Below are 26974 nucleotides of genomic sequence, written 5' to 3' on the forward strand. Positions count from 1 at the left end.
CGGCTCCGCGGGGCCAAATGGCGCTTCTTCCGAGACGTTAGAGCGACCGACCTGATGGACGACACCCTGGCCAAGCTTCCGCCGACCTTTTCGGGCGCCACCGTGCTGGTGCTGGGCGACGTGATGCTGGACCGCTTCGTCTACGGGGCGGTGGACCGCATCTCGCCCGAGGCCCCGGTGCCGGTGATCGCCATCGAGCGCGAGACGGCGATGCTGGGCGGGGCCGGCAACGTGGCCCGCAACGTCGCGGCCCTGGGCGGCCGGGCGGTGCTGGTGGGCGTGGTCGGCGACGACGACGCGGGCCGGACGCTGCTGGGCCTGATCGATCGCGAACCCAGCCTGGACGCGGCCCTGATCGTCGACGCCAAGCGCCGCACCACCGAGAAGACCCGCTACATCTCCGGCTCGCACCAGATGCTGCGCGCCGATCGCGAAGACCGGGGCGAGGCCGACGGCCAGGCCCTGCTGAAGGCGTTCGAGACCCACCTGCGCGAGGTCGACGTGGTGGTGCTGTCCGACTACGCCAAGGGCGTGCTGACGCCGGTGGTGCTGAAGGCCGCCATCGCCGCCGCCAACGCCGCCGGCAAGCCGGTGATCGTCGATCCCAAGAGCCGCGACTTCAGCCGCTATGACGGCGCCACCCTGATCAAGCCCAACCGCCGCGAGGCCGCCGAGGCCACCGGCGTGACCGGGGCCGGGGACGAGGCCGCCGCCGAAGCCGCCGACGCCATCCTGGCCACGGCCCCCAACCTGGCCGCCGCCCTGATCACCCGGGGCGGGGCGGGCATGACCCTGGCCGTGCGCGGCGAGGCGCCCGTCCACCTGCCGGCCACGGCCCTGGAGGTGTTCGACGTCTCGGGCGCCGGCGACACCGTGGCCGCGACCCTGGCCTTGTCGCTGGCCAAGGGCGCGCGTCCGCTGGACGCGGCCCGCCTGGCCAACCTGGCCGCGGGGCTGGTGGTGGCCAAGCTGGGCACCGACGTGGTCACCGCCGACGAGCTGGTCGAGGCGGCCCGGGGCGAGCACGCCGACCCCATCGCCGACAAGATCGCCGACCTGGACGGGGCCCTGGCCATCGTCGCCGGCTGGCGGGCGCGGGGGCTGAAGGTGGGCTTCACCAACGGCTGCTTCGACCTGCTGCACCCCGGCCACGTCTCGCTGCTGGCCCAGGCCAAGGCCGCCTGCGACCGTCTGATCGTCGGCCTCAACACCGACGCCTCGGTCCAGCGCCTGAAGGGCCCGACCCGGCCGGTGCAGAAGGAGGGCGGCCGCGCCACCGTCCTGGCCTCGCTGTCGGCGGTGGACCTGGTGGTGCTGTTCGACGAGCAGACCCCGCTGAACCTGATCAAGGCCTTCCGCCCGGACGTGCTGGTCAAGGGCGCCGACTACACGGTCGAGACCGTGGTCGGTTCCGACGTGGTGCTGGCCTATGGCGGCAAGGTGCTGCTGGCCGAGCTGAAGGCGGGCCAGAGCACGACCAATCTGATCGGCCGGATGAACGCCAAAGCTTGACTGTAAGAGTTAAGGTCCGCGGTCCAGGTCAAGAGTCAGGTCCAACGACCTGATTTTGGCCGTGAAGTCGGCGGAAGACCGGCGTTCAGCAAGTTCTTGTTAAACAAAACGGCGCATCGATCGAACGATGCAGCCTGAATGCGCGTGGGCATGAGCGTCGAACGAACCCTTCACCACTTCCCCCTGGACCCGGCCTCGCGCCAGGTGCGCCTCGCCCTGGGCGAGAAGCGCCTGCCGTTCGTCGAGGTGCAGGTCCGCTATTGGGAAGGGCCGGAGGCGTTCCTGAAGCTGAACCCGTCGGGCGTGCCGCCGGTGCTGGTCGAGACCAAGCACCAGCGCACCACGGTGGTGGCCGAGAGCCGCGCGATCCTCGAGCACATCGAGGAGCAGGACCCCGAGCCCGCCCTGCTGGGCCGCGAGCCGGGCGAGCGCGCCGAGGCGCGCCGCCTGCTGCAGTGGTTCGACCGCAAGTTCGACAACGAGGTCAACGGCTTCCTGCTGCACGAGAAGATGGAGAAGCGCCTGCTGCGGCTGGGCGCGCCCGACCTGTCGTCGCTGCGCCGGGGCCGCGACGCCCTGCGCGCGCACATGGACTACATCGAAGGCCTGCTGAACACCCGCGACTGGCTGGCCGGCCGCCGCATGAGCCTGGCCGACTTCGCCGCCGCCGCCCACCTGTCGGTGATCGACTATTTCGGCGACGTGCCGTGGAAGGACTTCCCGATCACCAAGACCTGGTACATGAAGCTGAAGTCCAGGCCCGCCTTCCGACCCATCCTGGCCGATCGCTGGCCGGGCCTGGCGCCGGTCGCGCACTATGACGATCTCGACTTCTAGCCACCCGAACGAGACCTTGCGGGACGAGATCCGAGCCGAAGCCCTTCGGCTGGGCTTCGACACCTGCGGGTTCGCCAGCGCCTCGGACGCCTGGCCCAACGGCGGCTGGCTGCGCGAATTCGTGGCCGAGGGCTTCCATGGGGCCATGGGCTGGATGGAGGAGACGCTGGACCGGCGTTCCCACCCCACGGCCATGTGGCGGGACGCGACGACGGCGGTGGTGCTGGGCGTCAACTACGGCCCCGAGCACGACCCGCTGCTGGCCCTGGAGGACCGGTCCCGCGCCGCGATCAGCGTCTACGCCCAGGGCGACGACTATCACGAGGTGATCAAGAAGCGGCTGAAGGCCCTGGCCCGCTGGATGCACGGCCGGTTCGGCGGCGAGGTGAAGGTGTTCGTCGACACCGCGCCCCTGATGGAGAAACCCCTGGCCCAGCGCGCGGGCCTGGGTTGGCAGGGCAAGCACACCAACCTGGTCTCGCGCCAGTTCGGCTCGTGGCTGTTCCTGGGCAGCGTGCTGACCACCCTGGACCTGCCGGCCGATCCGCCCGAGCGCGACCACTGCGGTTCGTGCAGCGCCTGCCTGGACATCTGCCCGACCCAGGCCTTCCCCGCGCCCAACCGCCTGGATGCGCGGCGCTGCATCTCGTACCTGACCATCGAGCTGTCGGGCCCGATCCCCACCGAGTTCCGCCCCGCCCTGGGCAACCGCATCTACGGCTGCGACGACTGCCTGGCGGCCTGTCCCTGGAACAAGTTCGCCAGCCTCTCCAGCGAGATGGCCTTCCACGCCCGCGAGACCCTCAAGGGTCCGTCCCTGGCCGAGCTGGCGGGACTGGACGACCCGTCGTTCCGGGCCCTGTTCAGCAAGAGCCCGGTCAAGCGCATCGGCCGCGACCGCTTCGTGCGCAACGTGCTCTACGCGATCGGCAACAGCGGCGATCCCGGGGCGATGCGGGCGGTCGAGCCCCTGCTGGCCGACCCCTCGCCGGTGGTGCGCGGCGCGGCGGTGTGGGCGGCGAGGCGGTTGCTGGACGCCGAGGGGTTCGCGCGCCTCGCGGCGACGGCCATCGAGGAGGACGAGGCCGTGCGGGCGGAGTGGGCCGGGGCCGCCTAGCCCCGCGCCAGCCGGACCAGGTACTGGCCGTACTCAGTCTTGCCCATGGCCTCTCCGAGGGCGGCCAGCTGGTCGGGCGAGAGCCAACCCTTGGCGAACGCGATCTCCTCGGGGCAGCCGACCTTCTGGCCCTGGCGCTTCTCGATGGCGCGGATGAACTCGGTGGCCTCGACCAGGCTGTCGTGCGTGCCGGTGTCCAGCCAGGCGTAGCCGCGCCCCAGCTTGGAGACCGACAGCTGGCCCTGGTTCATGTAGAGCCGGTTGATGTCGGTGATCTCGATCTCGCCGCGCGGCGAGGGCGGCAGGTCACGGGCCATTTCGACGACCTGGTTGTCGTAGAAGTAGAGACCCGTGACCGCCCAGTTCGAGGCCGGCTTTTCGGGCTTCTCCTCCAGGGAGACCGCGCGTCCCTCGGCGTCGAAATCGACCACGCCGTACCGCTCGGGGTCGTGCACATGGTAGGCGAAGACCGTCGCCCCGACGTCGGAGGCGGCGGCTTCGGCCAGCATCTCGCTCAGGCCGTGACCGAAATAGAGGTTGTCGCCCAGAACCAGGGCGCACTTGTCGTCGCCGATGAACTCGCGGCCGACGATGAAGGCGTCGGCCAGGCCGCGCGGCGTCTCCTGCACGGCGTACTGGAACCGCACGCCCCAGGCCGAGCCGTCGCCCAGCAGGTCCTTGAACAGCGGGATGTCCTTGGGCGTGGAGATGATCAGGATGTCGCGGATGTCGGCCAGCATCAGGGTGCTGATCGGGTAGTAGACCATCGGCTTGTCGTAGATCGGCAACAGCTGCTTGCAGACCGCCCGCGTGAGCGGATGCAGGCGGGTGCCGGAGCCCCCGGCCAGGACGATACCCTTCATGGACAACTAGAGCTCCATCTCGGTCATGCAGGCGGCCAGGCTGTCGCGCCAGGGGCGGCCGCGCCAGTCCAGCGCGGATTCGAACTTCCCGCAGTCCAGGCGCGAATTGGCCGGACGCTGGGCGGGGGTGGGATAGTCGGCCGTGGCGATCGGCCGGACGCGGGCGCTCGGGCCCCCGCGCGAGGCCGAGATGTCGAAGACCGCCGAGGCCAGGTCGGCCCAGGTGGCGTCGCCCGCGCCGCTCAGGTGGTAGACGCCCGCCAGGGTCGGCGTCCCGGCCAGGGCGTCCGCCGTGCGCAAGGCCGCCTCGGCGCAGTCGCGGGCCCAGGTCGGGCGGCCCAGCTGGTCGGCGACCACGCCCAGCTCCTCGCGGTCGGCGGCCAGCCGCAGCATGGTCTTCACGAAGTTCGCGCCGTGGCGGCTGTAGACCCAGGAGGTGCGTAGCACGGCGGCGAGGCCGCCGACGGCGCCCACGGCCTGTTCACCGGCCAGCTTGCTGGCGCCGTAGACGCCCGTGGGGCCGGTGGCGTCGGTCTCGACATAGGGGCGCTCCAGCGCGCCGTCGAAGACGTAGTCGGTCGAGAAATGCACGAAGGGCAGGCCGCGGGCCGCGCAGGCCCGGGCCATGGCCGCGGGGGCGTCCCGGTTGAGGGCGTAGGCGGCCTCGGACTCGGTCTCGGCGCGGTCCACCGCCGTATAGGCCGCGGCGTTGATCACCGCCGCCGGCGCGACGGACGCCACCAGGCCCTCGATGGCGCCGTGATCGGCCAGGTCGAGGGTCTCGCGTCCGGCGAAGCTCATGGCGCGGCCGCTGGTGTCGGCCAGCCGAGCCAGTTCCTGCGCCACCTGCCCGTTGCGCCCGAAGACGAGGATCGGAGCCGGCATGGCCTCAGCTGGCCTTGGCGGTCAGGAGGCCCAGGCGGCGGCCGTCATAGGCTTCGCGGAGCGGGCCCCACCAGTCGGCCCGGGCCAGATACCATTCGACGGTGCGGCGGATGCCGGTCTCGAACGTCTCGCGGGCCTTCCAGCCCAGTTCGCTTTCCAGCTTGGTGGCGTCGATCGCATAGCGGTGGTCGTGGCCGGGACGGTCGGCGACGAAGGTGATCAGGTCGCGATGCGAGCCTTCGGCGGACGGCGCCAGCTCGTCGAGCAGGTCGCAGATCGCGTGCACGACCTGCAGGTTGGTCCGTTCGTTGCGGCCGCCGACATTGTACTTCTCGCCCGGACGGCCGCTTTCCAGGATCATGCGCAGGGCGCGGGCGTGGTCCTCGACGAACAGCCAGTCGCGGATGTTGGCCCCGTCGCCGTAGACCGGCAGCGGACGGCGATCCAGGCCGTTGAGGATCATCAGCGGGATCAGCTTCTCGGGGAAGTGGTAGGGGCCGTAGTTGTTGGAGCAGTTGGAGACCAGCACCGGCAGGCCGTAGGTGTGCCACCAGGCCAGGGCCAGGTGGTCGGCGGCGGCCTTCGACGACGAATAGGGCGAGGTCGGCGCGTAGGGGGTGGTCTCGGAGAACAGGCCGTCGGCGCCCAAGGAACCGTAGACCTCGTCGGTGGAGACGTGGACGAAGCGGAAGGCGGCCTTGGCCTCGCCGGTCAGGCCGCGCCAGTAGTCCAGGGCGCAGTCCAGCATCACGTAGGTGCCGACGATGTTGGTCTCGATGAACGGACCGGCGCCGACGATCGAGCGGTCGACGTGCGACTCGGCGGCCAGGTGCAGCACCGCGTCGGGCTTGTGCGTCTCGAAGATCGCCTTGATCGCGGCGCGGTCGGCGACGTCGGCCTGGATGAAGCTGTAGTTGGGCGAGCCGGCGACTTCGGCCACCGAGGTGAGCGTGCCCGCATAGGTCAGCTTGTCGACATTGACGACTTGATCGCCGGTATTCTCGATCAGATGGCGGCAGACCGCTGACCCGATGAAACCCGCGCCCCCGGTGACAAGTATCTTCACGCCCTAATTCCTTTAGGTCGGCGAAACGACGCCTTCGAACGCTTGCATCCGCTTGGTCCGCATGCACGCAAAGGACGCAATATCAGTTGCCGGATAGCTTCGATAGCCACCATGCCCTCTCCCTCGACCTCGATGCGACGGATCGCCGGTCGGGGAGCGAAGGCCGGCTCAGACCAGGGCCCGCGCCGCCTCGCCGTAGGTGAAGGGCGTGTCCAGGTCGGCCAGCAACGGGGCCGCGCCGTCGCGGGCGTTGGTCGAGATCTGCTGGGGCGGGATCGGCCAGGCGACGCCGACGGCCGGGTCGTTCCAGCGCAGCGCGCCCTCGGACTGCGGCGCGTAGTAGTCGGTGACCTTGTAGAGCACCTCGCACTCGTCGGTCAGGGTGCAGTAGGCGTGGGCGAAGCCCTTGGGCACGAGCAGTTGCCGGGCGTTGTCGTCCGACAGCTCGGCCCCGACCCATTGGCCGAAGGTCGGCGAGCCCCGGCGGATGTCGACGGCCACGTCGAAGATCGCGCCGCGCACGCAGCGCAGCAGCTTGTCCTGGGCGTGCGGCGGCTTCTGGAAATGCAGGCCGCGCAGGATGCCGCGCGTGGTCGAGCGTACATGGTTGTCCTGGACGAACGCGCCGCCCTTGAAACCGGCCTCGGTCAACGCCGACTGACGAAAGGTCTCCGAAAACCAACCCCGCTCGTCGCCATGGCGCGCGGGCGTGATAAGCAGCACCTCGGGAATCGCCAACGGCGTGATCTTCACGATTCAACCCTTCGAGAAATGAGTTCGTCAGGCATGGCTTGCCCGAGCGGCGATGACAAGAGGGAGCCTGGACCGACGGTCAGCGTGATCGTCGTCTCCTACCAGAGCGGCCCCACCCTGGCGCGCTGCCTGGAGGCGCTGCGGGCCCAGACCTTCACCGATTTCGAGATCCTGCTGGTCGACAACGCCTCGACCGACGGCGCGCCCCAGGCCGCGGCGGCGGCCGACCCGGCGATCCGGTTCCTGCAGCCGGGGGCCAATCTCGGCTTCGCGGCGGGCAACAACCTGGCGGCGGGGCAGGCCCGGGGCCGCTGGCTGGTGCTGCTCAACCCTGACGCCTATGCCCGGCCCGACTGGCTGGAGGCCCTGGTCGCCGGGACCCGCCGTCATCCGGAAGTGCGCTGCTTCACCTCGCTGCAGATGGTGGCCGACGAGCCGGACCTGATGGACGGGGCCGGCGACGTGATGACCTCGGCCGGCATCCCGTTCCGCGGCGGCTATCGTCGTCGCCGTCCGGCCGACCTCCTGGAGGGCGAGGTGTTCTCGGCCTGCGGGGCCGCGACGATCATCGACCGCGCGCTGTTCCTGGAGCTGGGCGGCTTCGACGAGCGGTTCTTCTGCTATTGCGAGGACGTCGACCTGGGCTACCGCCTGCGGCTGGCGGGCGAGCCGACCCTGCTGTTGCCGGCGGCGGTGGTCGAGCACGTGGGCTCGGCCAGCACCGGGGTGCGGTCGGACTTCTCGGTCTTCCACGGCTCGCGCAACCGCGTCTGGACCTTCCTGAAGAACACGCCGCTGGCGCTGCTGTGGCTGACCCTGCCGCTGCACGTGGCGGTGACGGCCGGCCTCCTGCTGCTGCACTGGCGGCGGGGCGACGCCGGTCCGGCCTGGCGGGGCATCCGCGCGGCCCTCAAGCGCCAGGACCTCGACCCGATCCTGGCCTCGCGTCGCCAGGTCCAGGCCGCCCGCAAGGCCGGCGCGCTCGACATCCTGCGGGTCATGGCCCTGGACCCGGTGGCCTTCTTCGGCCGGCGGCTGGTGATCAGGCGCTACCGGCCCTCGGCCCGATAGGCCGCCGGATCAGGCCCGGGACAGGTCCTCGACCAGCCGGCGCATGAAGGCCGCGCCGCGCTCCATCTGGCTGATCTCGACATATTCGTCGGGTTGGTGGGCCTGGTCGATCGAGCCGGGGCCGCAGATCACGGTCGAGAAGCCCGCGCCCTGGTACTGGCCGGCCTCGGCGGCGTAGGGCACGACGCGCGGCGGGCCGTTGTCGCCGGCGATGCGGCGGGCGAAGGCCTCGGCCGCGCCGTCGACCTCGGGTGCGAAGGCCGGGGTCATCGACCGGGTCTCGACCCGGACGCCGCCTTCGGGGGCCTTGGCCTTGATCCGGGCGTCCAGCGTCTCCGCCAGGGCGAAGAACTCGGCCAGGATCGCCTTGGGTTCCAGGCCCGCCGGGACGCGCAGGTCGAAGATGAACACGCATTCGCGCGCCAGGATGTTGACCGCCGTGCCGCCGTTGACCTGGCCGATGGTCAGGGTCGCGCCCTTGGGGGTGAACGGCGAGGCGGGGTCGGCCTCGCGCTCCAGCCGTTCGGACAGCTCGACCAGGTGGTTCATCAGCTTGATGGCCACCATGTTGGCCGAGACGCCCAGGTGGGTCAGGCTGGAATGGGCCTCGCGGCCGGTGACCGTGACGCGGAAGCTGGCGATGCCCTTGTGGCCGCGCACGGCGACCATGTCGGTGGGTTCGCCCACCACCACCAGGGCCGGGCGCGGCAGTTCGTCGGCGATCACCGCGATCATGTCCGGCGCGCCGAGGCAGCCCACTTCCTCGTCATAGGAGAAGGCCAGGTGGACGGGGCGGTCGAGCTCGGCACGGGCCAGATCGGGCGCGGCGGCCAGGGCCAAGGCGAGGAAGCCCTTCATGTCGCAGGTCCCCCGGCCGTACAGGCGTCCGTCGCGCTCGGTCAGGACGAACGGGTCGCTGCTCCACGGCTGGCCGTCGACCGGCACCACGTCGGTGTGGCCGGACAGCACGACGCCGCCCTCCACCGCCGGGCCGATGCTGGCCAAGAGGTTGCTCTTGGTCCCGTCGGCGTTGGGCACCCGGCGGGAGGCGACCCCCAGGTCCGCCAGATAGGCCTCGACCCACTCGACCAGGGCCAGGTTGGACAGCCGCGAGGTGGTGTCGAAGGCCACCAGGGTGGACAGGATGTCGACGGCGCGGGCGGCCAGGGTCTCCGAGGACGAGATCGGGGACGACGCGACGGGCGGCGCGGTTTGGGAGGACGGGACCATGGCGCGACCCTAGCGCGCCCGCCGGCCCGCGCCTACCGGGACTGAGCCCCGATCGGCTCCGTTCGCGTTCTATGCTTCGAGCCCGGACAGACAAGCCCCCGAAGGCGCCCCCATGATCGACCTCTACACCTGGACCACGCCCAACGGCCGCAAGATCCCCATCGCCCTGGAGGAGCTGGGGCTGGACTACACGGTGCACCCGGTCGACATCGGCCAGAACCAGCAGTTCGCGCCGGATTTCCTGAGCATCTCGCCCAACAACAAGATCCCCGCCATCGTCGATCATGACGCGCCAGGCGGGCCGCAGTCGGTGTTCGAGAGCGGGGCGATCCTGGTCTATCTGGCCGAGAAGACCGGCAAGCTGCTGGCTCCCTCGGGTCCGGACCGGGTGGCGGCGCTGGAATGGACCTTCTGGCAGGTGGGGGGTCTTGGGCCGATGGCCGGCCAGCTGGGCTATTTCGCCCTGCGCGCGCCCGAGCCCATCGAGCTGGCCATCGACCGCTTCGCCGACGAGGTGCGGCGGTTGCTGGGCGTGATGGAGGGGCGGCTGGAGAAGGTCCCCTACCTGGCCGGCTACGACTATTCGATCGCCGACATCGCCGCCTATCCCTGGACCGTGGCGGCCCTGGAGGGGCTGGAGAAGATCCAGCCCGACCGTCCGCCCCTGCCGGCGGTGCGCGCCTGGCTGGAGCGGGTGGGCGAGCGGGCCGCCGTGCGTCGGGGGATGGCCGTGCCGAAGGTCTAGGCGGGGATAGCCCCAGCGCCCCCAACAGTCGTCGTCCCGGACAGCCTCTGCGAGGCTTCCGGGATGACAACGGATAGGGGGCGAGATTCCTGCGAACGCGGACGCGCTCTAGACCGGCGCCTTCTGCTTGGGCGCCTGGATCTTCGAGGACAGCACGTCGATCAGCTCGATGCGGAAGATCATCACGCTGTTGCCGGGGATCGGGCCCTTGTCCTGGGCGCCGTAGCCCAGCTCCGGCGGCACGTAGAGGATCCATTCGTCGCCGGGCCGCATCATGACCAGGGCCTCCTTCCAGGCGGGCACCAGGCCCTGCAGCGGGAAGGACTCGGGGTGGCCGCGCTCGTAGGAGCTGTCGAACACCGTGCCGTCGACCAGCTTGCCCTCGTAGTTGACCTTGACCTCGTCGGTCGGGTTCGGCTTGGCCCCGTCGAGGGGGCCCGAGCGGACGATCTTGTACTGCAGGCCGTCGGCCAGGGTGACGACGCCGGGCTGCTTGGCGTTCTGGTTCATGAAGACCTGGGCGGCGGCCAGGGTTTCCTGCTGCTTCTTGCTGGGGCCGCAGGCCGACAGGGCCAGGGTCGCGCCGAGGGCGACGGCGAGGGCGATTTTGGGGACCAGCGCGAGGGGGCGGACCATGGGACGACGGGCTCCGACGATTATTCGTCCGTGCTAGACCATTTCGCGGTCTGTCGCGCGCCGATTTTGGGCGGCCCTCGTTTTGACACGGACAGTCACAGAACAGTGGTGGCGCGATATCGCGGCGCGCCCTAGAAACCGTCCCCACCCAGTGACTGCTCACGAGGCCCTCATGAAACCCGTCCGCAAAGCCGTCCTTCCCGTCGCGGGCTTCGGCACCCGGGTCCTGCCCGGCACCAAGACCACCCCGAAGGAGCTGCTCAACGTCGTGGACAGGCCGATCCTGTCCTACATCGTCGAGGAAGGTCGGGCCGCGGGCATCGAGCACTTCGTCTTCGTGACGGGCCGCAACAAGGGCGCGATCGAGGACTATTTCGACCACCAGGTCGAACTGGAGGCGGCGCTGGAGGCCAAGGGCAAGACCGCCCTGCTGAAGGAGCTGCGCGACGAGCTGCCCCGTCCGGGCGAGATGAGCTTCGTGCGCCAGATGGCCCCGCTGGGCCTGGGCCACGCGGTGTGGTGCGCCCGCGACATCGTCGGCGACGAGCCGTTCGCGGTGATGCTGCCCGACATGGTGATGTCGGCCGGCAAGCCCGCCCTGGCCCAGGCCATCGAGGCCTACGACCAGAAGGGCGGCAACATCGTCGTCGTCGAGCCGGCGCCGGAGGGCATGGCCCACCAGTACGGCATCGTCGCCCTGGACGGCCAGCAAGGCCGCCTGAACCGCATGACCGGCATGGTCGAGAAGCCGCCGAAGGGCACCGAGCCCTCGAACCTGTTCATCTCGGGCCGTTACATCCTGCAGCCGGAAATCTTCGACCTGCTGGAAAAGCAGGGCAAGGGCGCGGGCGGCGAGATCCAGCTGACCGACTCGATGCTGACCCTGCTGCAGACCCAGGACTTCCACGCCCTGGAATACGAGGGCGAGACTTACGACTGCGGCGACAAGATCGGCCTGCTGCGGGCCAATGTCGCCCTGGCCCTGAAGCGCCCGGACCTGGCCGACGCGGCCCGGGAAATGATCAAGGGGCTGCTGTAGAAGGATGCTCCCCCTCTTGGGGGAGCTGTCGCGAAGCGACTGAGGGGGTCCGCGCGGTCGGTCCCCCTCCGGCCCTTCGGGCCACCTCCCCCAGAGGGGGAGGATCTGGTCACACCGCGCGCGGCGGGTAGCCCTTCTCGCGCAGGGCGTCCATGACGTCCTGGGTGTGCTGGGCGTCGCGGGTCTCGATGGTGATGTCGAACTCTGCGCCCTTGGCCGGCACGTCCAGGGCCAGGCGGTTGTGGTTGACCTCGATGATGTTGGCGCCCATGCCGCCGATCACGCTGGCCACCGTCGACAGCAGGCCCGGGCGGTCGTCGCCGACGATGCGCAGGGACACCAGGCGCTGGGCGCGCACCAGCTCGCGGGTCAGGACCGAGGCCAGCAGGCGGGTGTCGATGTTGCCGCCGCACAGGATCAGGCCGCACTTCTTGCCGCGGAACCGTTCGGGATAGGCCAGCAGGGCCGCCAGCGAGGCCGCGCCGGCCCCTTCGGCGATGGTCTTCTCGACGTTGCAATAGAGGGCCACGGCCTGCTCGATGTGCGGCTCTTCCAGCAGCAGCACGTCGTCGATCAGGGGGCGGGCCACGCCGTAGGTCAGCTCGCCCACCGTCTTGACCGCCACGCCCTCGGCGATGGTCTGGCCGCCGCAATGGGCCGCCACGCCGCGCATCTTGGCGGTGAAGGACGGGTACATGGCCGGCTCGCAGCCGATGATGTGGATGTCGGACTTGATGGCCTTGGCCGCCGTGGCCACGCCGCTGATCAGGCCGCCGCCGCCGATCGGCACCGGCAGGACCTCCAGGTCGGGGGCGTCCTCCAGCATCTCCAGGGCGATCGTGCCCTGGCCGGCCATGATGTCATAGTCGTCGAACGGGTGGACGAAGGTCAGGCCCTGCTCGTCGCGCAGCTTGCGCGCATGGGCGGCGGCGTCGTCGTAGGTCTCGCCCTCGATGACCACGTTGGCCCCGAAGTCGCGGGTGTGCTGCACCTTCACGAAGGGGGTGGTCTTGGGCATGACGATGGTCACCGGCACGCCCAGGCGGGCGCCGTGATAGGCCAGGCCCTGGGCGTGGTTGCCGGCGCTGGCCGCGATGACGCCCTTGGCCTTCTCTGCGTCGGACAGCAGCATCAGCTTGTTGAGCGCCCCACGCTCCTTGTAGGCGGCGGTGAACTGCAGGTTCTCGAACTTCACCCACACCTCGGCGCCGGTGATCTTCGACAGGGTCTTGGAATAGCGGCAGGGGGTGCGCTCGATCTGGCCGGCGAGGCGGGCCGCGGCGGCGCGGATGGCGGTGATGTCGAGGGTCATGAAGATACGCAGGCCTTGGTGGTCGCCGAAGCATGAGCGCCGCCGGCCGGGACCGACGCGCCGCGTTGCTGTAACAACCAATCGTCCGTCGCGCCAACTCCGTTGTGCGCTCCGGCGCGCCGCCGTCCGATCCGGCGATTTGCTTTGCCCTGGCCGGGGACAGCCAGTAGAGGGACGTCCAGCGCCGGGAAGGCCGCGCCGCGTGGGTCGTATGTCGGAAGCAAGGTTTTCGCCGAATATGTTCCAGTCCTTGCCGGGGCCCGCCAAGGCGCTGATCCGACGCTTCTATTTCATGCTGTTCCGGGGCTCGCCCGCGCCCGACCGCCTGCTCTACGCCATCGACGAACCGCGAGGACAGCGTCCGCTCCGCGCCATTCGCGGGCGCTGCGTGCTCAGGGGCTGGGCCGTCCTCAAGGACCGGGTCGATCCGCCCCGCGTGCGGATCAAGGTCAATCGGGCGCTCTATCCCGTTCGGGTGATGGCCCGCGCGGACGTGCGCGAGGCCTTCCACCGCTCGCCGCCCTACGCCGAGGCCTGCGGCTTCGAACTGGCCCTGCAGCTGAACCGCGGCGCGCACCTGATCCGTGTCGAGGTCGAGCTCCATCCCGGCGTCTGGCGCCCGCTTTCGACGACGCTGTTCCTGTCGCTGGGGCTGCGCCAGCCGCTGCCGCAGCGTGTCGACTACGCGGCCTGGACCGACCTGGCGGCGGCCTGGCGGCCCCTGGAAAGGCGCGAGTTCGAAGCGCACCTGCCGCTGATGACCGCGCGCCCGCGCTTCGAGGTCTTCGTCGAGGCGGCGCGAGGCGGCGACTCCGAAGCCACCCGCGCGTCCCTGGCCGCCCAGATCTATCCGGACCTGGAGATCCACGATCTGGCCGAGGGCGAAACCCCGCCGCCGGCGCGCGACGGAACGGGCTACAGGATGTTCCTGCGCGCCGGCGACCGGTTGGCCGAGGACGCCCTCTACGCCTTCGCCGACCGCATCAACGCGGACCCGGCCCTGGAGGTCCTCCATGGCGACGAGGACCTGGTCGACGCCGACGGCGTGGAGCGGGAGCCGTTCTTCAAGCCCGACTGGAGCCCGACCTATCTGGCGGCGGCCAACTATCTGGGCCGGGCGGCCGTGTTCTCCAATCGGGTGGGATACGCCGGTCCGGCCGATCGCCTGCGGCTGGTCCGCGCCGGCGGGCCCGACGGCGCGCGCGTGGCGAGCATACCCCGCGTGCTGCTGCATCGCCCCGCCGACGACGCCGAGGGGCTGTTGGCGGACGCCGGGCGCGTCGCGACCGAAACGTCGCCGCCGCCCGCCGCCGGCGTCGCCCAGCCGAGGGTCCTGCTGGTGGTCCGGGGGCGCGGCTCGGGCCGTCCGCCGCCGCCGACCGACTATCCCTTGGTCGAGATCGTGCGCGAGGTCCGGCCGTCGGCGAAGACCGTCGCGCCCGCTCCCCCCGCCCCCTGGCTGGACGGGCTGGCGGATCGCCACGACGTGCTGGTGTTCGTCGACGAGGACCTGACCGACGCGTCGCCGGCCTGGATCGAGGCCCTGGTCGCGCCGCTCGCGGACGGCGCCGTGGCGGCGGTGGGGCCCGTCCTCGTAGATCGCGCCACCGGCATGCGGCATGTGGGCCTGACCAACGACGACGGGGAGCCCGCTCCGATCCGCGTCGAGACCGCCGGCGTCGCGCCCCTCGTGCCGCGCAACGTGCTGGGGGTCAGCCGGGCGTGCCTCGCCACCCGCGTCGACGACTTCATCGCCGTGGGCGGATTCGTGGACGGACTGGGTCCGGACCTGGAGGGCCTCGACTACTGCCTGAAGTTGGCCCGGCGCGGCCGGCTGATCGCGCACACGCCCGGCGCCGAGCTCTCCATGGCCCGATGGCGCGCGCCGAGGCCCGAAGCGGTGACCTGGCATCAGCAGACCTGGCCGGAATCCTGCGCCCGGGATCCCTATTACCGCGAGGACGCCCTGACGACGCGGCCGGCGACCCACCGCGTGGCGATGAAGTTGTCCAACCCATGACCCCAAGCCCCACCATCGCGGTCGTGTTCCTGCTCCGCTGGGAGGACGCCGGCTGGCGCGCCCACGCGCGCCGGTTCCTGGCGTCCTACGCGGCCTTCGACGCGGGCGTGGGCCACCGGCTCTACATCGCCCTGAAGGGCTTCGACACCGAGGCGGCGGTGGCCGAGGCGGCCGTCCTGTGCGCGGCCGTCCCGCACGTGCCGGTGGTCGTCGAGGAAGCCGGACGCGACATCGGCGCCTACCTGACCATGAGCCGGCGGATCGACGAACCCCGGGTGTGCTTCCTCAACAGCCACAGCCAGATCCTCTGCGACGGCTGGCTGCTCAAGCTGGACCGGAACCTGGACGCGCCCGGCGTGGGGCTGGTCGGGGCCACGGGGTCCTACGAGAGCCTCCACGTCATCGATCCCGACTTCCCCGCCTTTCCCAACCCGCACCTGCGGACCAACGGGTTCATGCTCGACGTCGCCCTGCTGCACGCGATCACGGCCGACGTCGCCATCGAGGGCCGGCGCGACGCCTTCATGTTCGAGAGCGGCGCGCTCAGCATGACCAACCGCGTGCTGGCGCGCGATCTGCGCGTGCTGACGGTGGGGCGCAACGGGCGGGGCTACGATATCGATTGGTGGCCGTGGTCCGACGGCTTCCGGCAGGGCCGGCAGACCAATCTCCTGGTCGGCGACAACCAGACCCGCCACTTCGACGCCCTGCAGCGCCCCGAGCGCGACCTTCTGGCGGGCCAGTCCTGGGGCGTCTACCGCAGCCGGAGCACGCTGCCGGGCTGGCGAACGCAAAAGCGCCCCGCGATCGGCTGACCGCGGGGCGCTCTTTGGTGTCGGCGAGGCCTCAGGCCAGCGGCGGATAGACGCCGGGGGGGAGGTCCTCGATCGGGCCGAAATAGGCGATCCGCCCGTGGTCCAGCACGGCGACCTTGTTGCACAGGGTCTTGACCAGGGACATCGAGTGGGTCGCGAGGATCAGGATCCGGGCCTCGTCGACCAGCTCGTGCAGCCGGCTCTGCGCCTGCTCCATGAAGGCGGCGTCGCCGGTCGCCAGCCACTCGTCCATCACCAGGATGTCGGGCGTCATCGACGTGGTCACGGCGAAGGCCAGACGCGCCATCATGCCCAGCGAGTAGGTGCGCATGGGCAGGTGGATGAACCCGCCCAGCCCGGAGAACTCGATGATCGAGGGGCGCAGCGATTCCATCGTCGCCCGGTCGATGCCGCGGTAGCGGCAGGCGACGGCGATGTTGTCGTAGCCGCTCAGGTTCATGTCGAGGCCGAGCGAGCTGTCGAAGACCGCGCTGATGGTGCCCGAGGTGGTGATCGTGCCCGAGGTGGGCGGATAGATCCCGGCCAGGACCCGCAGCAGCGTGCTCTTGCCCGCGCCGTTCGACCCGACCAGGGCGATGCGATCGCCGTTGTGGGCGTCCAGATTGATCTGGGTGAGCGCGCGGACGGTGACCTGGTCGTTGCGCGACCGCATCAGGACGCCGCCGACGGCGATGCCCAGGGCGGCCTTGCGCAACGATCGAGCGCGCGTTTCCTGGACCGGCAGATCGACGGTGACGCCGCGCAGCGAGATAAGACGTTCTGGGCTCATACGTAAAACACGACCGACTTGCGGCTGACGGCGTAGGCGATGATGCCCGCGATCAGACTGGCGAAGGTGAAGCCCACGGCTCCCGTGAAGACGAAGGCGGTGGGTGTGGTCCCGAGGAGCGGCTCGCGCACGACTTCCATCAGGTAGTAGAACGGATTGAGGTGCAGGAACGCCGACCGGGGGCTGATCGCCTTGGTGAGCCAGAAGACCGGGGTCACGAAGATCAGGATCTGGAACACCTGGGTGACGATCTGGATGAAGTCCTTGAACATCGCGCCGAGCGACGCGAAGACCGTGGCCATGCCGATGGAGAACAGGGTCAGCAGGGCGATGCCGGCGAGCGTCTCCAGCGGCTTGATGTCCATGACCTTGCCGAAGACGACCCAGATGATCGCCACCACGACCAGGTTGTGCGCCAGGACGATCAGGTTCCGCGCCACGACCCGGAAGATGTAGACGAAGTAGGGGACCTGGAGCGACTTGATCAGGCCCTCGGCCAGCACGTAGCTATGGCAGCTCTCGGTCGCGACGCTGGCGATGAACGACCAGATCATCAGGCCGGCCGCCAGATAGGGCGCGAAGTCCTGGAAGGCGACGTGCAGGATCTGGCTGTAGAGCAGCGACATGCCCGCGATGGTCAGCGCCAGGCCGCTGGCCAGCCAGAACGGCCCCAGCACCGAGTTGCGATAGCGTTGCTTGATGTCGGACCAGCCCATGGACAGCCACAGGCGCCACAGGCCCAGGGAGTCGCCGAGCTCGATGAACGCGTTGGTCGGCGTGAGACGCATCAGGCGTCGAGCGCCGTTCTTCGAAGGATTACTCATCCGCAGCGCACCCGATAGTAAGGTCGATCAATTCAGGTCTCCAGATTTGTGCAGTGCGGAGTAGTATTCGACGTACTGATCCCAGAACCGTGGGATGTCCGCGAGATCGAAGCTGAACTCGTCGTTCACGCGAAGATAGGGCTCGGAGAACTCGATCTGCCGCGCGAAGTCGACGGACAGATCGCGCCCCAGGCGATGGGACGCCTCCTTGGCCATCAACTGCGCGAACGCGCCTTGGCTCATGACGTATCCGGAAGGCCGCCGGGCGGCGGGTGTCGCCGGTTCGTTGATCATGGCCTCGACATAGTCCGCGTACGCGGCGGCTATCACGGGCGCCGGAACGTTGTCACGTACATAATCGGGCGTCTGCACGACCGGGACGTTCCCCGAAAGCCAGGTCTTGAACATGTACCAGCCGAAGCGCCGCTCTTCGAACGGGCCGAAGGGGTTGGCGATGACGAAGCGGCCGAAACGCAGGTTCGACCAGGCCGCGAAATGGCGCAGGGTCTCGGTGGTGAGCGTTTTCGAGAGTCCGTAGGGGTTGGCGGCCAGGGACCCGGGCGCGCCGCCCGAACCGGCCTCGAACACGGTGCCGGTGACGACGACGGCCTTGGCGCCGCGCTCGGCCATCTTGGCGAAGACGACATCGGCGCCCGCGGCGTTCCGCTGGACCGCCCTGACCGGATCGAAGCTCCACCCGTTGTAGCCGTCGATGTCGGCGGCGTGGTGCGCCAGGGCGTCCCAGGTTCCGGCCTCGACCAGTTCGAGGAAGCGCGGGGTGGCGAACGGGCAGTCGAACACCACCTCGGCGCAGGCCTGCAGACGTTCGACCCGCCGACTGCGCACGCCCTCGTAGGAGTCCGCGGATCCCCGTAGCGGCGCGACCACGCGCAGGCCGCGCTCGGCCATGGCCTCGGCGAACCAAAGACCGGTGAAGGAACTGGCGCCCGTGAAGAGGACAGACGAAGCCAAAACGGTTCTCGTGCTTAAGGCCGCGGCGCGGTTAGGGCCGGATCATGCTGTCGAAATAAAGGCGCCCGGCGATCGTTTTCCGATACGTTCACAGCGTCCAGCGGCCAGGCGATACCGAGCTCGGGATCGTCCCAGCGCACGGAGCCGGCGCCGCCCGGAACGAGGTCGGGCGAGATCTGGTACAGCACCAGGCAGTCGTCGGTGAGGGCCTGGAAGCCGTGGGCGAAACCGGGCTCGCTGTACAGCATGTGGCCGTTGGTCTCCGACAGCTCCGCCGCGAAATGCCGGCCGTAGGTCGGCGAGTCCGGGCGCAGGTCGACCATCACGTCGAAGATCGCCCCGCGCACGCACTGCACCAGCTTGTGCTCCAGGAACGGCGCCTTCTGGAAATGCAGGCCGCGAACCGTGCCGCGTTGCAGGTTGAAGGACGCCCCTTGCTGGCGGAAGCTCTCCGGCATGCCGTTGGCGACGGCGTCGCCGGCGGTGTTCAGCCGCCGGAAATAGCCGCGCTCGTCATGAAAGATCGGTCCCTCCAGCAGCCTGCAGCCCGCGAGAGGTTCGTCGAGCTTCCGCATGGGATCACAGGACCCGGGGCGAGGGGATCGCGACGATGAACTTGCCGCCCCAGGCGCGGATGCCGTCCAGCTGCGACATGACCTCGTCCTTGATGTTCCAGGGCAGGATCAGGACGTAGTCGGGACGGTCCTTCTGGATCTGGTCGGGCGACAGGATCGGCAGGCGGGTGCCCGGCAGGTAGAGGCCCTGCTTGTGCGGCGACATGTCGACCACGTAGTCGATCATGTCGGCGCCGACGCCGCAGTAGTTCAGCAGGGTGTTGCCCTTGGCCGCCGCGCCGTAGCCGACGATCCGGGCGCCGCCCTCCTTGAGTTCGACCAGCAGCTTGAGCAGGTCGCGCTTCACCTTGCGGACGGCGTCGCTGAACTTGCGATAGGTGTCGATGTCGCCCAGGCCGGCGGCGTCCTCGGCCGCCCGGGCGGCGGCGACGCGCGGCTCCTGGGCGTAGTCCGCGTCCTTGTGGCAGACGAACAGGCGCAGGGAGCCCCCGTGCGTGGGCAGCTCCTCGACGTCGAACACGCGCAGGCCGGCCACGTCGAGCATGCGTTCGGCGGCCAGCAGCGAGATGTAGCTGAAGTGCTCGTGATAGATCGTGTCGAACTGCGACTGCTCCATCAGGCGCAGCAGGTGCGGGAATTCGAAGGTGATCACGCCCTGCGGCTTCAGCAGGATGCGGAAGCCGTCGAGGAAGTCGTTGATGGCCGGCACGTGGGCCAGGACGTTGTTGGCGGCCATGTGGTCGGCCTGGACGCCGCGGTCCACCAGGGCCTGGGCCGTGGCCGAGCCGAAGAAGGCCACCTCGGTGGGGATGCCGTGCTTGTCGATGGCGGTCTGGGCGACCGACAGGCTGGGCTCGACGCCCAGCACCTTGACGCCGTTCTGCTTGAAGTACTGCAGCAGGTAGCCGTCGTTGCTGGCGATCTCGACGACCTGGCTGTCGGCGCCCAGGCCGAAGCGGGCGATCATCGCGTTGGCGTAGGTTTCGCAGTGCTTGAGCCAGCTGGTCGAGAACGACGAGAAATAGGCGTAGTCGCTGCGGAACAGGTCGTCTTCCTTGAAGAAGTCCTGCAGCTGGACGAGCTTGCAGCTTTCGCAGACCAGGGCGCGCAGGGGATAATAGGGCTCGGGCCCGTCCACCGCTTCAGGGCGCAGGTAGTCGTTGGAAACCGGCGTGGCGCCGAGATCGGCCATCACCACATTCACTGGTTGGCCGCAATGCCTGCAGCTCTGAGAAACGTGCATCGTCAGGGTTCCCGTAGACATCTTATTGAGCGGCGCCGTCCGCGGCGGTCGCGACGTATTGCTGGATCTGTTGACGCGTGACGGCGCCCATGTCGGCGCCCTCGCCGAACGCCTTGCGCCACGCGACGGTGTTGGCGACCGCGTCGTGGAGGTTCCAGCGCGGCCGCCATTGAAGCTCGATCAGCGCCTTGGTCGAGTCGAGCGTCAACAGCCCGGCCTCGTGCACGGCGTTAGGATCTTCCTGGATGGTCAATTTCGCGGCGTCGCCCCAGAGGGCGCTGGCCACCTTGGCCAGCGTGCCGACGGGCTGGTTGCTGCTTTCGCGCGGGCCGAAGTTCCAGGCCAGGTTCTCGGACGAGCCGCGCCCGAAGCTGGCCTGGGCCGCGACGAGATAGCCGGAGAGCGGTTCCAGAACGTGCTGCCAGGGGCGCACGGCCTTGGGGCGGCGGATGATCGCCTCGCGCCCGGCGGCGAACGCTTCGAGAAGGTCGGGCAGCAGCCGGTCCTTGGACCAGTCCCCGCCGCCGATCACGTTCCCCGCGCGCACCGACACCAGGGCGTGGTCGGGCAGCTGGTGGTAGAAGCTGCGGCCGTAGGCGTAGGCCACCAGCTCGGCGCAGGCCTTGCTGTTGCTGTAGGGGTCGTGGCCGTTGAGGCGATCGGTCTCGCGATAGGCCCAGATGACTTCCTGGTTCTCGTAGCACTTGTCGCTGGTGACGATGATCGTCGCGCCCAGGCTGGGGCAGCGGCGCGAGGCCTCCAGGACGTGGACCGTCCCCATGACGTTCGACGAATAGGTTTCGACGGGATCGTCATAGGACGGACGCACCAGGGCCTGGGCGGCCATGTGGATCAGCACGGTGGGCTTGAAGGCCTGGATCTCGGCGTTCAGGCGCTCGGCGTCACGGATGTCGCCGATGACGCTCTCGGTGACCTCGGCGACCTTGGCGACGTCGAACAGCGACGGGCTCGTGGACGGCGCCAGCGCGTAGCCGCGCACGGTCGCGCCCATCTGCGCCAGCCACAACGCCAGCCAGCCGCCCTTGAACCCGGTGTGGCCCGTCAGGAAGACCCGTTGGCCCGCCCAGAAGGCCGGATTGGGGACTCCCAGGAGCGCGGCGTCGGCGGATTTCGGACCCGACGCGGGCGCGATGGACGAGGATGACATGACTGGCCTGATTTAGGTGCGGGGCGGCAGGTGCGACGGATCCCAGAACGCCCGGCCTTCGGTCCACGCCTTGTTCAGCGTCTCGACGTCGCGCTGGGTATCCATGCAGGCCCATTCGCCGCTGTGCTTGAAGACGTTCAGCTGGCGGTCGGCCGCCAGCTTGCGCAGCGGGTTCTGCTCCAGGACCAGGGCCGGATCGTCGTTCAGGTAGGACATGAACTGGCGCTTGAAGAAGAAGAACCCGCCGTTGATCCAGTGATCCTCGATCTCGGGCTTTTCCTCGAAGCCGAAGGCCTCGCCGTTGTCGAACTTGAACTCGCCGAACCGCGACGGCGGATTGACGCCCAGGACGGTGCCGATCTTGCCGGTGGCGACGTGATCCTTGAACTCGTTGCCGATGTGGGCGTCGGTGACGCCGTCGCCGTAGGTCACGGCGAAATGCTCGGCGTCGCCCAGGTAGCGCGAGGCCGCCTGGAACACGCGGCCGCCGGTCATGGTCAGTTCGCCGGTATAGGCCAGCGTCACTTCCCAATCCGCCTCGGAGGTGAGGCCTTCCACGGAATGGAACGTCACCTGGTCGGTGCCCAGTTGAACGGTCGCGTCGCAAGTCATGCGATGAAAGTTCAGGAAATATTCCCGAATGACTTCGCTGCGATATCCCATGCAGAGGACGAACTTACGGAAGCCGAAATGCGCGTAGAGGCGCATGATGTGCCAAAGCGCCGGCTGACCGCCGATCGGGACCATTGGTTTCGGGCGAAACTCCGTTTGTTCCCGCAGGCGGGTGCCGAGGCCGCCGCACAAAATGAAGACAGGTACATCTGAGCGCACGAGTATTCTCATCCCCATTTTGAGCCGAAGCACTTAGGCCTCGTCCGTACCCTATAGCGGAGCCCGCGCGAGAATGACAACCGAGGAAAAAAGGCCCGATCTGGGCTTTTGGCGGTCTCGTTGAGTAAAAGTTTTGCGACAGCGACCGCGCGGTCTTCAATTTACGGACGCGCCGCGGGACGCCGTCGCTCGCCGCCGGTTTTCCGGGCCGCGCGGCGCCGCTCTAGAGCGGCGTGAGATCCGGCGGCTTCCGGTCCAGGCGCGCCAGGAAAGCCCGCAGGGTCCGGGTGGCGCGCCAGGGCAGGGAGCGTTCCAGCGCGGCGCGCTGACCCAGCAGTTCGTCGCGTTCGGCGGTCAGCAGGCGTTCGCGTTCCTGGCCGGCCTTCCGCGACCGGACGGTCGATTCAAGCTCGGCGGCCAGCCTTAGCGTCTCGCCGGCGGCCTGCTCGGCGGCGGCGGCCAGTTCATCGCCCCGTCGGGCGAGCGCGGCGTGGGCCTCGTTGAGGGACTGGAGCTGCGACTGGCTCCGCGCCAGCTGCTCTTCCAGGCTGGGGGCGGCGGTCGCCGGCTCGGGCTCGGGCGCGGCCTCGGCCGGGAGGGCCAGCCACCGCACGGCGTCGAGGATGTCCTGGTGGCTCGGGATCCCGTGATAGGCGACGGTGGCGGGATGGTAGGTGTTGAGAAGGCTCTGATAGCCCCACATGATCGAGCGGGTGTCGGGCAGTTTGAGGCGTTTGACCGTCATGGCCGAGCGCAGGGCGCGTCGCGCGAAGGCCAGGTCGGCGCCCCTCAGGCCCCGCATGTAGTCGTAATAGGCGCGGCGCGGCTCGCGGGTCTCGTAGCCGGCCAGGAGCGCCATCTCCATCGTCTGCAGGCGTCGGTACCGGCGCAGGTCCACCGCGACCTCGATGCGTCCGGCCAGCCTTTGCTTCAGCTGCAGGGCGGCCAGGAGCCAGTTGCGGACGTGGGCGACCCCCGGCCGCTCGATCGCCTCGACGACGGCAGGGTCGCCGCCTGACAGGAAGGCGGTGTCGACGGGCGCGCTGAGGAACTGGAGCCGTCCCTCCTCCTCGCGCTGGTTCATGAAGTAGAAGCCGAACGACTGCTTGGCGATCCCGATGATCATGCGCGGGTGCGGATCGGCGATGATCCGCGCCGCGGTCAGGAAGGTCAGGAAGCTGACATAGTAGTCCGGATAGGGCGATTGGTAGAACGGCCCGAGGTCGGCGAGCGACAGGATGTAGTCCCGCCGGTACATGTAGTGCTGGGCGTTGAAGCTGATCTGGTGGCGGAAGGCGGGACCCATGACGCCCAGGCGTCGCGCCCAGTCCAGGTCCACCTCGTAGGGCGCGTTGCGATCGTGGAAGAGGACGCTGTTGTCGACCGTCGCCAGATAGCCGTCCGGCGCGCCGGCGATGACGCCGGGATAGGTGTAGTGATAGCAGTTGGCGTACAGCACGTCGGGCCGGTCGAAGGCCGAGATCAGCCACGCCTGATGGCTGAGATAGCCCGGCGCCATGGCGTCGTCGTCGCCCAGCATGACGACATAGTCGCCCTGGGCCGCCTCCAGGGCGCGATTCCAGTTCTCGGTCACAGACAGCGGTGAATCCGACCGCAGATAGCGCACGCGCGCGTCGCCGAGCTCGTCGACATAGCCGCGATAGTCGTCGTCCGAAGCGTTGTCGGAAATCACGATCTCGAAGTCGCCGAAATCCTGCAGCCGGACCGACTCGACGGCGAGTTTGAGCAGGTTGAGTCGATTCCGACTGGGGATAAGGACGGAGAACATGAAACTCGACGTTCCGTAGGTGGGAGGGGGGCGTTCGCGTCGCTATTCGACGCGCCGCAGGACGCCGCGCGGGTTCATGGTCAGCAGGAAGCGTTCGAAGGACCGATCGGCCACGAACCGGGGGTTCTCGGCCAGGAAGGCGTCGACGGCCTCCCAGGGGCCCGGCCCGAACTCGGGATAGGTCGGATGCCCGTTCACGTTGGTGTCTTCGACGACCAGCAGGCCGCCCACGGGCACCAGTTCGCTGTACAGGCGCAGCTCGTCCAGGACGTGGTCGCGCCGATGATCGCTGTCGAGGATCACCATCACCTCGGGACCGGCCGCCGCGGCCTGGGCTGCGACCTGGGCGAAGATTTCGGGGGCCGTGCTCGAGCCGCTGACATAGCGCAGGCGCGGATGCTGCGGCTGGATGGCGCGATGGGTGTCGTCGATATCGACCGTCACGACCGAGCCCTCGCCGACCATGTCGCAGATGCACGCCAGGTACAACGCGCTGCCGCCCTTGTACGTCCCCGTCTCGATGATCAGGTTCGGTCGCCGCAGGACGATCAGCTCCTGATAGAGCCAGAGGTCCATCGGGCACTTGAACATCTCGTGGCCCATCCAGGCCAGGACGATCGTGTGCAGGCCCACGCCGCCGTCGAGCTTGGAATAGTAGAGGTCGTGGAAGCGGTCGACGATCTGCTGCTCTTCGGCGGTCAGGTCGGCGTCGCGGCAGTAGGGCTTGAACGCGCCGATCGGCGGGCGCACGGGCGGGGAAGTCGATGCCGTCATCACGCAAGCTCCCGGCAAGCTTCGATTCGTTGATCAACCCCTGCCTAATGACAAACGTCGCCAGGCGAAAGCGTGATGATTCTGCGGTAAGGGCGGAGGACCAAGTCCGCCAAGGAAGCTCAATGCGTACTCACGAACCGATGAAACCCCGACAGCCGGCGGTGACCGAGGCGCTCCTCGCACGCTCGACCGCGATGCGCCGCCAGCTCGAGGCCGGACCCGAGCTGTTCCAGGCCGGACGCTTCTGGGCGGACATCGGCGGCCAGAACGAGGCGCTGCTGTCGCGGCACGGCGTCGAGAACTTCAAGCGGACTCTGGCTCAGAACTATTTCAACTGGGCCGTCGAAGGCCCCAATGATCCGCAGATGCAGAGCCTGCTGCGCGAATGGGCGGACGATCCCAGCGCCCTGCCGCTGGAGGCCGAGCTGCTCGGCGATCCGGCGGTGCTCAGCATCAACGACACCAGCTATCTGCTCTCGCCCAGCGCGGCGCGCGGCTACACGCTGTTCGTCGGCCTGCTGTGGTGGCACGCGACCAAGCGCGCGGCTCTGGGCGACGGCGACAAGCTGGCCGAGGCGGCGGTCGGCAATCCCATTCCCATCAATGTCCAGGGCCGGGCCGTTTCGCAGGACCTGGCCAATTCGCTGCGCGAGTTCACCCGCATGCGGCCCGTCCTCGAAGGCGAGCGCCCCATCCTGGCCGAGATCGGGGCGGGATACGGGCGGCTGGGCTATGTCGCGAGCCAGCTGAAGCCGTTGCGCTACTGGATCTTCGACATCCCGCCGGCCCTGGCGGTGGCGGAATGGCATCTGGCGGAGGCGCTTCCCGACCGGAAGATCTTCCGCTGGCGGCCCTTCGCGCGCTGGGACGAGGTCGCCGACGAGGTCATGGCCGCGGACATCGCGATCTTCACGATCGACCAGCTGCGGCATGTCCCCGCCGGCATCGTCGACTGCTTCGCGGCGATCTCCGCCCTGCACGAGATGAGGCCCGAGCAGATCGCCGCCTACATGAACATGATGAGCGCCGCCTCCAAGGCGATCTACACCAAGAACTGGACGGTCTGGCGCAACGAGCACGACGCCTTCGACTTCCGGTCGACGAATTTGCCGGCCCCCGCCGGATGGTCCACCGTGCTGGAGGCGGTGGACGAGGTCATCCCGGCGTTCACGGAGAAGCTGTTCGTGGCGCCCCGCGCCTGAACGGGATCCGCCGTCGCCTCCGAAGGCGTCAAAGACTTTCGTTGCTCGACGCCCCACTCAACTTATAACTTGTCTGAAATCTTGGTCCCGATGCGTCGTTTTTTCTTCGGTAGAGAGCAGAAATGTCAGAAAACACCTTTAACTTCAAAGGTTATGACCTCCCTGAACGACTAGTGAACCTGACGGGCGGCGGCCCCGACTCGTTCGATGCGATCTCCACGGCCCACATCGCCGACCTGCGCCGCTATCTCGGGATCAAGAGCGATTCACGGCTTCTCGAAATCGGTTGCGGCATCGGCCGCGACGCCATCCCGCTGACCGAGATCATCACCGAGGGCCGCTACGACGGCGTGGACATCATCGGCGACTCGATCGCCTGGCTGTCGGCCAACCTCACGCCGCGCCATCCCAACTTCAATTTCCACCACTACAACGTGGCGGATCAGCTGCACAATCCGACGGGCACGGAGGACATGCGGTCCTTCAAGATGCCGCTGGAAGACAACAGCGTCGACGGGGTCTTCGCCTGGTCCGTCTTCACGCACATGCTGTCGGACTACATCACCTACTATCTGGGCGAGTTCCAGCGGGTGCTGAAGCCCGGCGGCCGGGCCTTCCTGACCTGCTTCCTCTACAACGACGCCGTGCTGGCCAAGGCGCGGGAGACCAACCTGACGCCCTTCGACCTGAGGTTCGAGCATCCCTGGGGCGAGGGCTGCCTGATCAACGATCCGCAGCACCCCCTGGGCGCGGTAGCCTACAACGAGGAGCGCCTGAAGGCCCTGGTCGGCGCGTCCGGCCTGACGCTGGAGCGCATCGCCCTGGGGTCGTGGTCGGGCTACTGGCCCTATCCCGAGGGCGGGCAGGACGCCCTGATCATCAGCAAGGCCTGATCGGCGCGCATC

General features: G+C 68.9%; 26 protein-coding genes. 10 read left to right on the forward strand and 16 right to left on the reverse strand.

All coding sequences use genetic code 11. From position 1 onward, the window contains the following. Positions 1-54 precede the first annotated feature (54 nt). The 3 genes from rfaE1 (at position 55) to queG (ending at position 3466) form a co-directional block, all read left to right on the forward strand. The gene (rfaE1, locus tag WAE60_RS07865; protein ID WP_337685657.1) at positions 55-1512 is read left to right on the forward strand and encodes a D-glycero-beta-D-manno-heptose-7-phosphate kinase; all 1458 of its coding nucleotides are present in this window, start codon (positions 55-57) and stop codon (positions 1510-1512) included. 150 nt (positions 1513-1662) lie between these two features. Next, on the forward strand, positions 1663-2349 hold the full coding sequence (locus WAE60_RS07870) for a glutathione S-transferase family protein (protein ID WP_029909688.1): 687 nt from the start codon (positions 1663-1665) through the stop codon (positions 2347-2349). Continuing rightward, positions 2330-3466, forward strand: coding sequence for a tRNA epoxyqueuosine(34) reductase QueG (gene queG / locus WAE60_RS07875; protein WP_337685658.1), 1137 nt, complete (start codon positions 2330-2332; stop codon positions 3464-3466). The genes WAE60_RS07870 and queG overlap by 20 nt, the downstream gene beginning before the upstream one ends. On the opposite strand, the gene rfbA is transcribed toward queG, so the two are convergent. The 4 genes from rfbA to rfbC all read right to left on the reverse strand — a co-directional run bounded on the left by rfbA (position 3463) and on the right by rfbC (position 7033). Continuing rightward, the gene (rfbA, locus tag WAE60_RS07880) at positions 3463-4329 is read right to left on the reverse strand and encodes a glucose-1-phosphate thymidylyltransferase RfbA (RefSeq protein ID WP_029909681.1); all 867 of its coding nucleotides are present in this window, start codon (positions 4327-4329) and stop codon (positions 3463-3465) included. The genes queG and rfbA overlap by 4 nt on opposite strands. A gap of 6 nt (positions 4330-4335) precedes the next feature. Next, positions 4336-5214 (reverse strand): dTDP-4-dehydrorhamnose reductase, encoded by an 879-nt coding sequence (gene rfbD / locus WAE60_RS07885; protein ID WP_337685659.1) that lies wholly within the window; start codon positions 5212-5214, stop codon positions 4336-4338. A gap of 4 nt (positions 5215-5218) precedes the next feature. Further along, on the reverse strand, positions 5219-6280 hold the full coding sequence (gene rfbB / locus WAE60_RS07890) for a dTDP-glucose 4,6-dehydratase (protein ID WP_337685660.1): 1062 nt from the start codon (positions 6278-6280) through the stop codon (positions 5219-5221). Between the two features lie 168 nt (positions 6281-6448). Then, the gene (gene rfbC / locus WAE60_RS07895; RefSeq protein ID WP_029909672.1) at positions 6449-7033 is read right to left on the reverse strand and encodes a dTDP-4-dehydrorhamnose 3,5-epimerase; all 585 of its coding nucleotides are present in this window, start codon (positions 7031-7033) and stop codon (positions 6449-6451) included. A 33-nt stretch (positions 7034-7066) separates the two neighbouring features. On the opposite strand from rfbC, the gene WAE60_RS07900 reads away from it, so the two are divergent. Further along, entirely contained in the window at positions 7067-8104 is a 1038-nt protein-coding gene (locus WAE60_RS07900; RefSeq protein WP_337685662.1) for a glycosyltransferase family 2 protein, read from the forward strand. A gap of 9 nt (positions 8105-8113) precedes the next feature. Here WAE60_RS07900 and argE read toward each other — a convergent pair whose 3' ends face one another. Further along, positions 8114-9334 (reverse strand): acetylornithine deacetylase, encoded by a 1221-nt coding sequence (gene argE, locus WAE60_RS07905; protein ID WP_337685663.1) that lies wholly within the window; start codon positions 9332-9334, stop codon positions 8114-8116. 112 nt (positions 9335-9446) lie between these two features. Here argE and WAE60_RS07910 point away from each other — a divergent pair, with 112 nt between their 5' ends. Continuing rightward, positions 9447-10079 (forward strand): glutathione S-transferase N-terminal domain-containing protein, encoded by a 633-nt coding sequence (locus tag WAE60_RS07910; RefSeq protein WP_337685664.1) that lies wholly within the window; start codon positions 9447-9449, stop codon positions 10077-10079. A gap of 108 nt (positions 10080-10187) precedes the next feature. Here WAE60_RS07910 and WAE60_RS07915 read toward each other — a convergent pair whose 3' ends face one another. Continuing rightward, entirely contained in the window at positions 10188-10715 is a 528-nt protein-coding gene (locus tag WAE60_RS07915; RefSeq protein WP_156035620.1) for an FKBP-type peptidyl-prolyl cis-trans isomerase, read from the reverse strand. 172 nt (positions 10716-10887) lie between these two features. On the opposite strand from WAE60_RS07915, the gene WAE60_RS07920 reads away from it, so the two are divergent. Beyond that, positions 10888-11754 (forward strand): UTP--glucose-1-phosphate uridylyltransferase, encoded by an 867-nt coding sequence (locus WAE60_RS07920; protein WP_029909658.1) that lies wholly within the window; start codon positions 10888-10890, stop codon positions 11752-11754. A 109-nt stretch (positions 11755-11863) separates the two neighbouring features. On the opposite strand, the gene WAE60_RS07925 is transcribed toward WAE60_RS07920, so the two are convergent. Further along, positions 11864-13066 carry a threonine ammonia-lyase gene (locus WAE60_RS07925; RefSeq protein ID WP_029909654.1) on the reverse strand — a complete coding sequence of 401 codons (1203 nt, stop codon included), beginning with the start codon at positions 13064-13066 and terminating at the stop codon, positions 11864-11866. A gap of 238 nt (positions 13067-13304) precedes the next feature. On the opposite strand from WAE60_RS07925, the gene WAE60_RS07930 reads away from it, so the two are divergent. Continuing rightward, the gene (locus tag WAE60_RS07930; protein WP_337685665.1) at positions 13305-15086 is read left to right on the forward strand and encodes a hypothetical protein; all 1782 of its coding nucleotides are present in this window, start codon (positions 13305-13307) and stop codon (positions 15084-15086) included. Next, a complete protein-coding gene (locus tag WAE60_RS07935) occupies positions 15083-15901 on the forward strand; it encodes a hypothetical protein (protein WP_337685666.1) in 819 nt (272 codons plus the stop codon). The genes WAE60_RS07930 and WAE60_RS07935 overlap by 4 nt, the downstream gene beginning before the upstream one ends. Positions 15902-15932: 31 nt before the next feature. Here the strand turns inward: WAE60_RS07935 and WAE60_RS07940 are convergent, their stop codons facing one another. The 9 genes from WAE60_RS07940 to WAE60_RS07980 all read right to left on the reverse strand — a co-directional run bounded on the left by WAE60_RS07940 (position 15933) and on the right by WAE60_RS07980 (position 24867). Next, positions 15933-16691, reverse strand: a complete 759-nt coding sequence (locus WAE60_RS07940; protein ID WP_029909646.1) for an ABC transporter ATP-binding protein — start codon at positions 16689-16691, stop codon at positions 15933-15935. Further along, on the reverse strand, positions 16688-17515 hold the full coding sequence (locus WAE60_RS07945; RefSeq protein ID WP_081916597.1) for an ABC transporter permease: 828 nt from the start codon (positions 17513-17515) through the stop codon (positions 16688-16690). The genes WAE60_RS07940 and WAE60_RS07945 overlap by 4 nt, the downstream gene beginning before the upstream one ends. A 27-nt stretch (positions 17516-17542) precedes the next feature. Next, positions 17543-18487, reverse strand: coding sequence for an NAD(P)-dependent oxidoreductase (locus WAE60_RS07950; RefSeq protein ID WP_051695275.1), 945 nt, complete (start codon positions 18485-18487; stop codon positions 17543-17545). Between the two features lie 14 nt (positions 18488-18501). Beyond that, complete coding sequence (locus WAE60_RS07955) at positions 18502-19062, reverse strand: dTDP-4-dehydrorhamnose 3,5-epimerase family protein (protein ID WP_029909637.1); 561 nt, start codon at positions 19060-19062, stop codon at positions 18502-18504. 4 nt (positions 19063-19066) lie between these two features. Next, positions 19067-20326, reverse strand: a complete 1260-nt coding sequence (locus WAE60_RS07960) for a class I SAM-dependent methyltransferase (protein ID WP_337685671.1) — start codon at positions 20324-20326, stop codon at positions 19067-19069. 1 nt (position 20327) lies between these two features. After that, positions 20328-21473 (reverse strand): CDP-glucose 4,6-dehydratase, encoded by a 1146-nt coding sequence (gene rfbG, locus WAE60_RS07965; protein WP_081916595.1) that lies wholly within the window; start codon positions 21471-21473, stop codon positions 20328-20330. A 12-nt stretch (positions 21474-21485) separates the two neighbouring features. Further along, positions 21486-22322 carry a sugar phosphate nucleotidyltransferase gene (locus WAE60_RS07970; protein WP_337685713.1) on the reverse strand — a complete coding sequence of 279 codons (837 nt, stop codon included), beginning with the start codon at positions 22320-22322 and terminating at the stop codon, positions 21486-21488. Positions 22323-22527: 205 nt separating this feature from the next. After that, positions 22528-24093: a glycosyltransferase family 2 protein gene (locus WAE60_RS07975; protein WP_029909626.1), complete on the reverse strand. Its 1566-nt coding sequence runs from the start codon at positions 24091-24093 to the stop codon at positions 22528-22530. Between the two features lie 42 nt (positions 24094-24135). Further along, positions 24136-24867 (reverse strand): CmcI family methyltransferase, encoded by a 732-nt coding sequence (locus WAE60_RS07980; protein ID WP_337685672.1) that lies wholly within the window; start codon positions 24865-24867, stop codon positions 24136-24138. Positions 24868-24989: 122 nt separating this feature from the next. On the opposite strand from WAE60_RS07980, the gene WAE60_RS07985 reads away from it, so the two are divergent. Both WAE60_RS07985 and WAE60_RS07990 read left to right on the forward strand, forming a co-directional pair. Then, the gene (locus tag WAE60_RS07985) at positions 24990-26069 is read left to right on the forward strand and encodes a putative sugar O-methyltransferase (RefSeq protein WP_337685673.1); all 1080 of its coding nucleotides are present in this window, start codon (positions 24990-24992) and stop codon (positions 26067-26069) included. A 173-nt stretch (positions 26070-26242) separates the two neighbouring features. Beyond that, positions 26243-26962: a class I SAM-dependent methyltransferase gene (locus WAE60_RS07990; RefSeq protein ID WP_051695272.1), complete on the forward strand. Its 720-nt coding sequence runs from the start codon at positions 26243-26245 to the stop codon at positions 26960-26962. The last annotated feature ends 12 nt before the right edge of the window (positions 26963-26974 follow it).

The organism is Caulobacter sp. CCG-8 (assembly GCF_037402475.1).
In the GTDB taxonomy this organism is placed as follows: Bacteria; Pseudomonadota; Alphaproteobacteria; order Caulobacterales; family Caulobacteraceae; genus Caulobacter.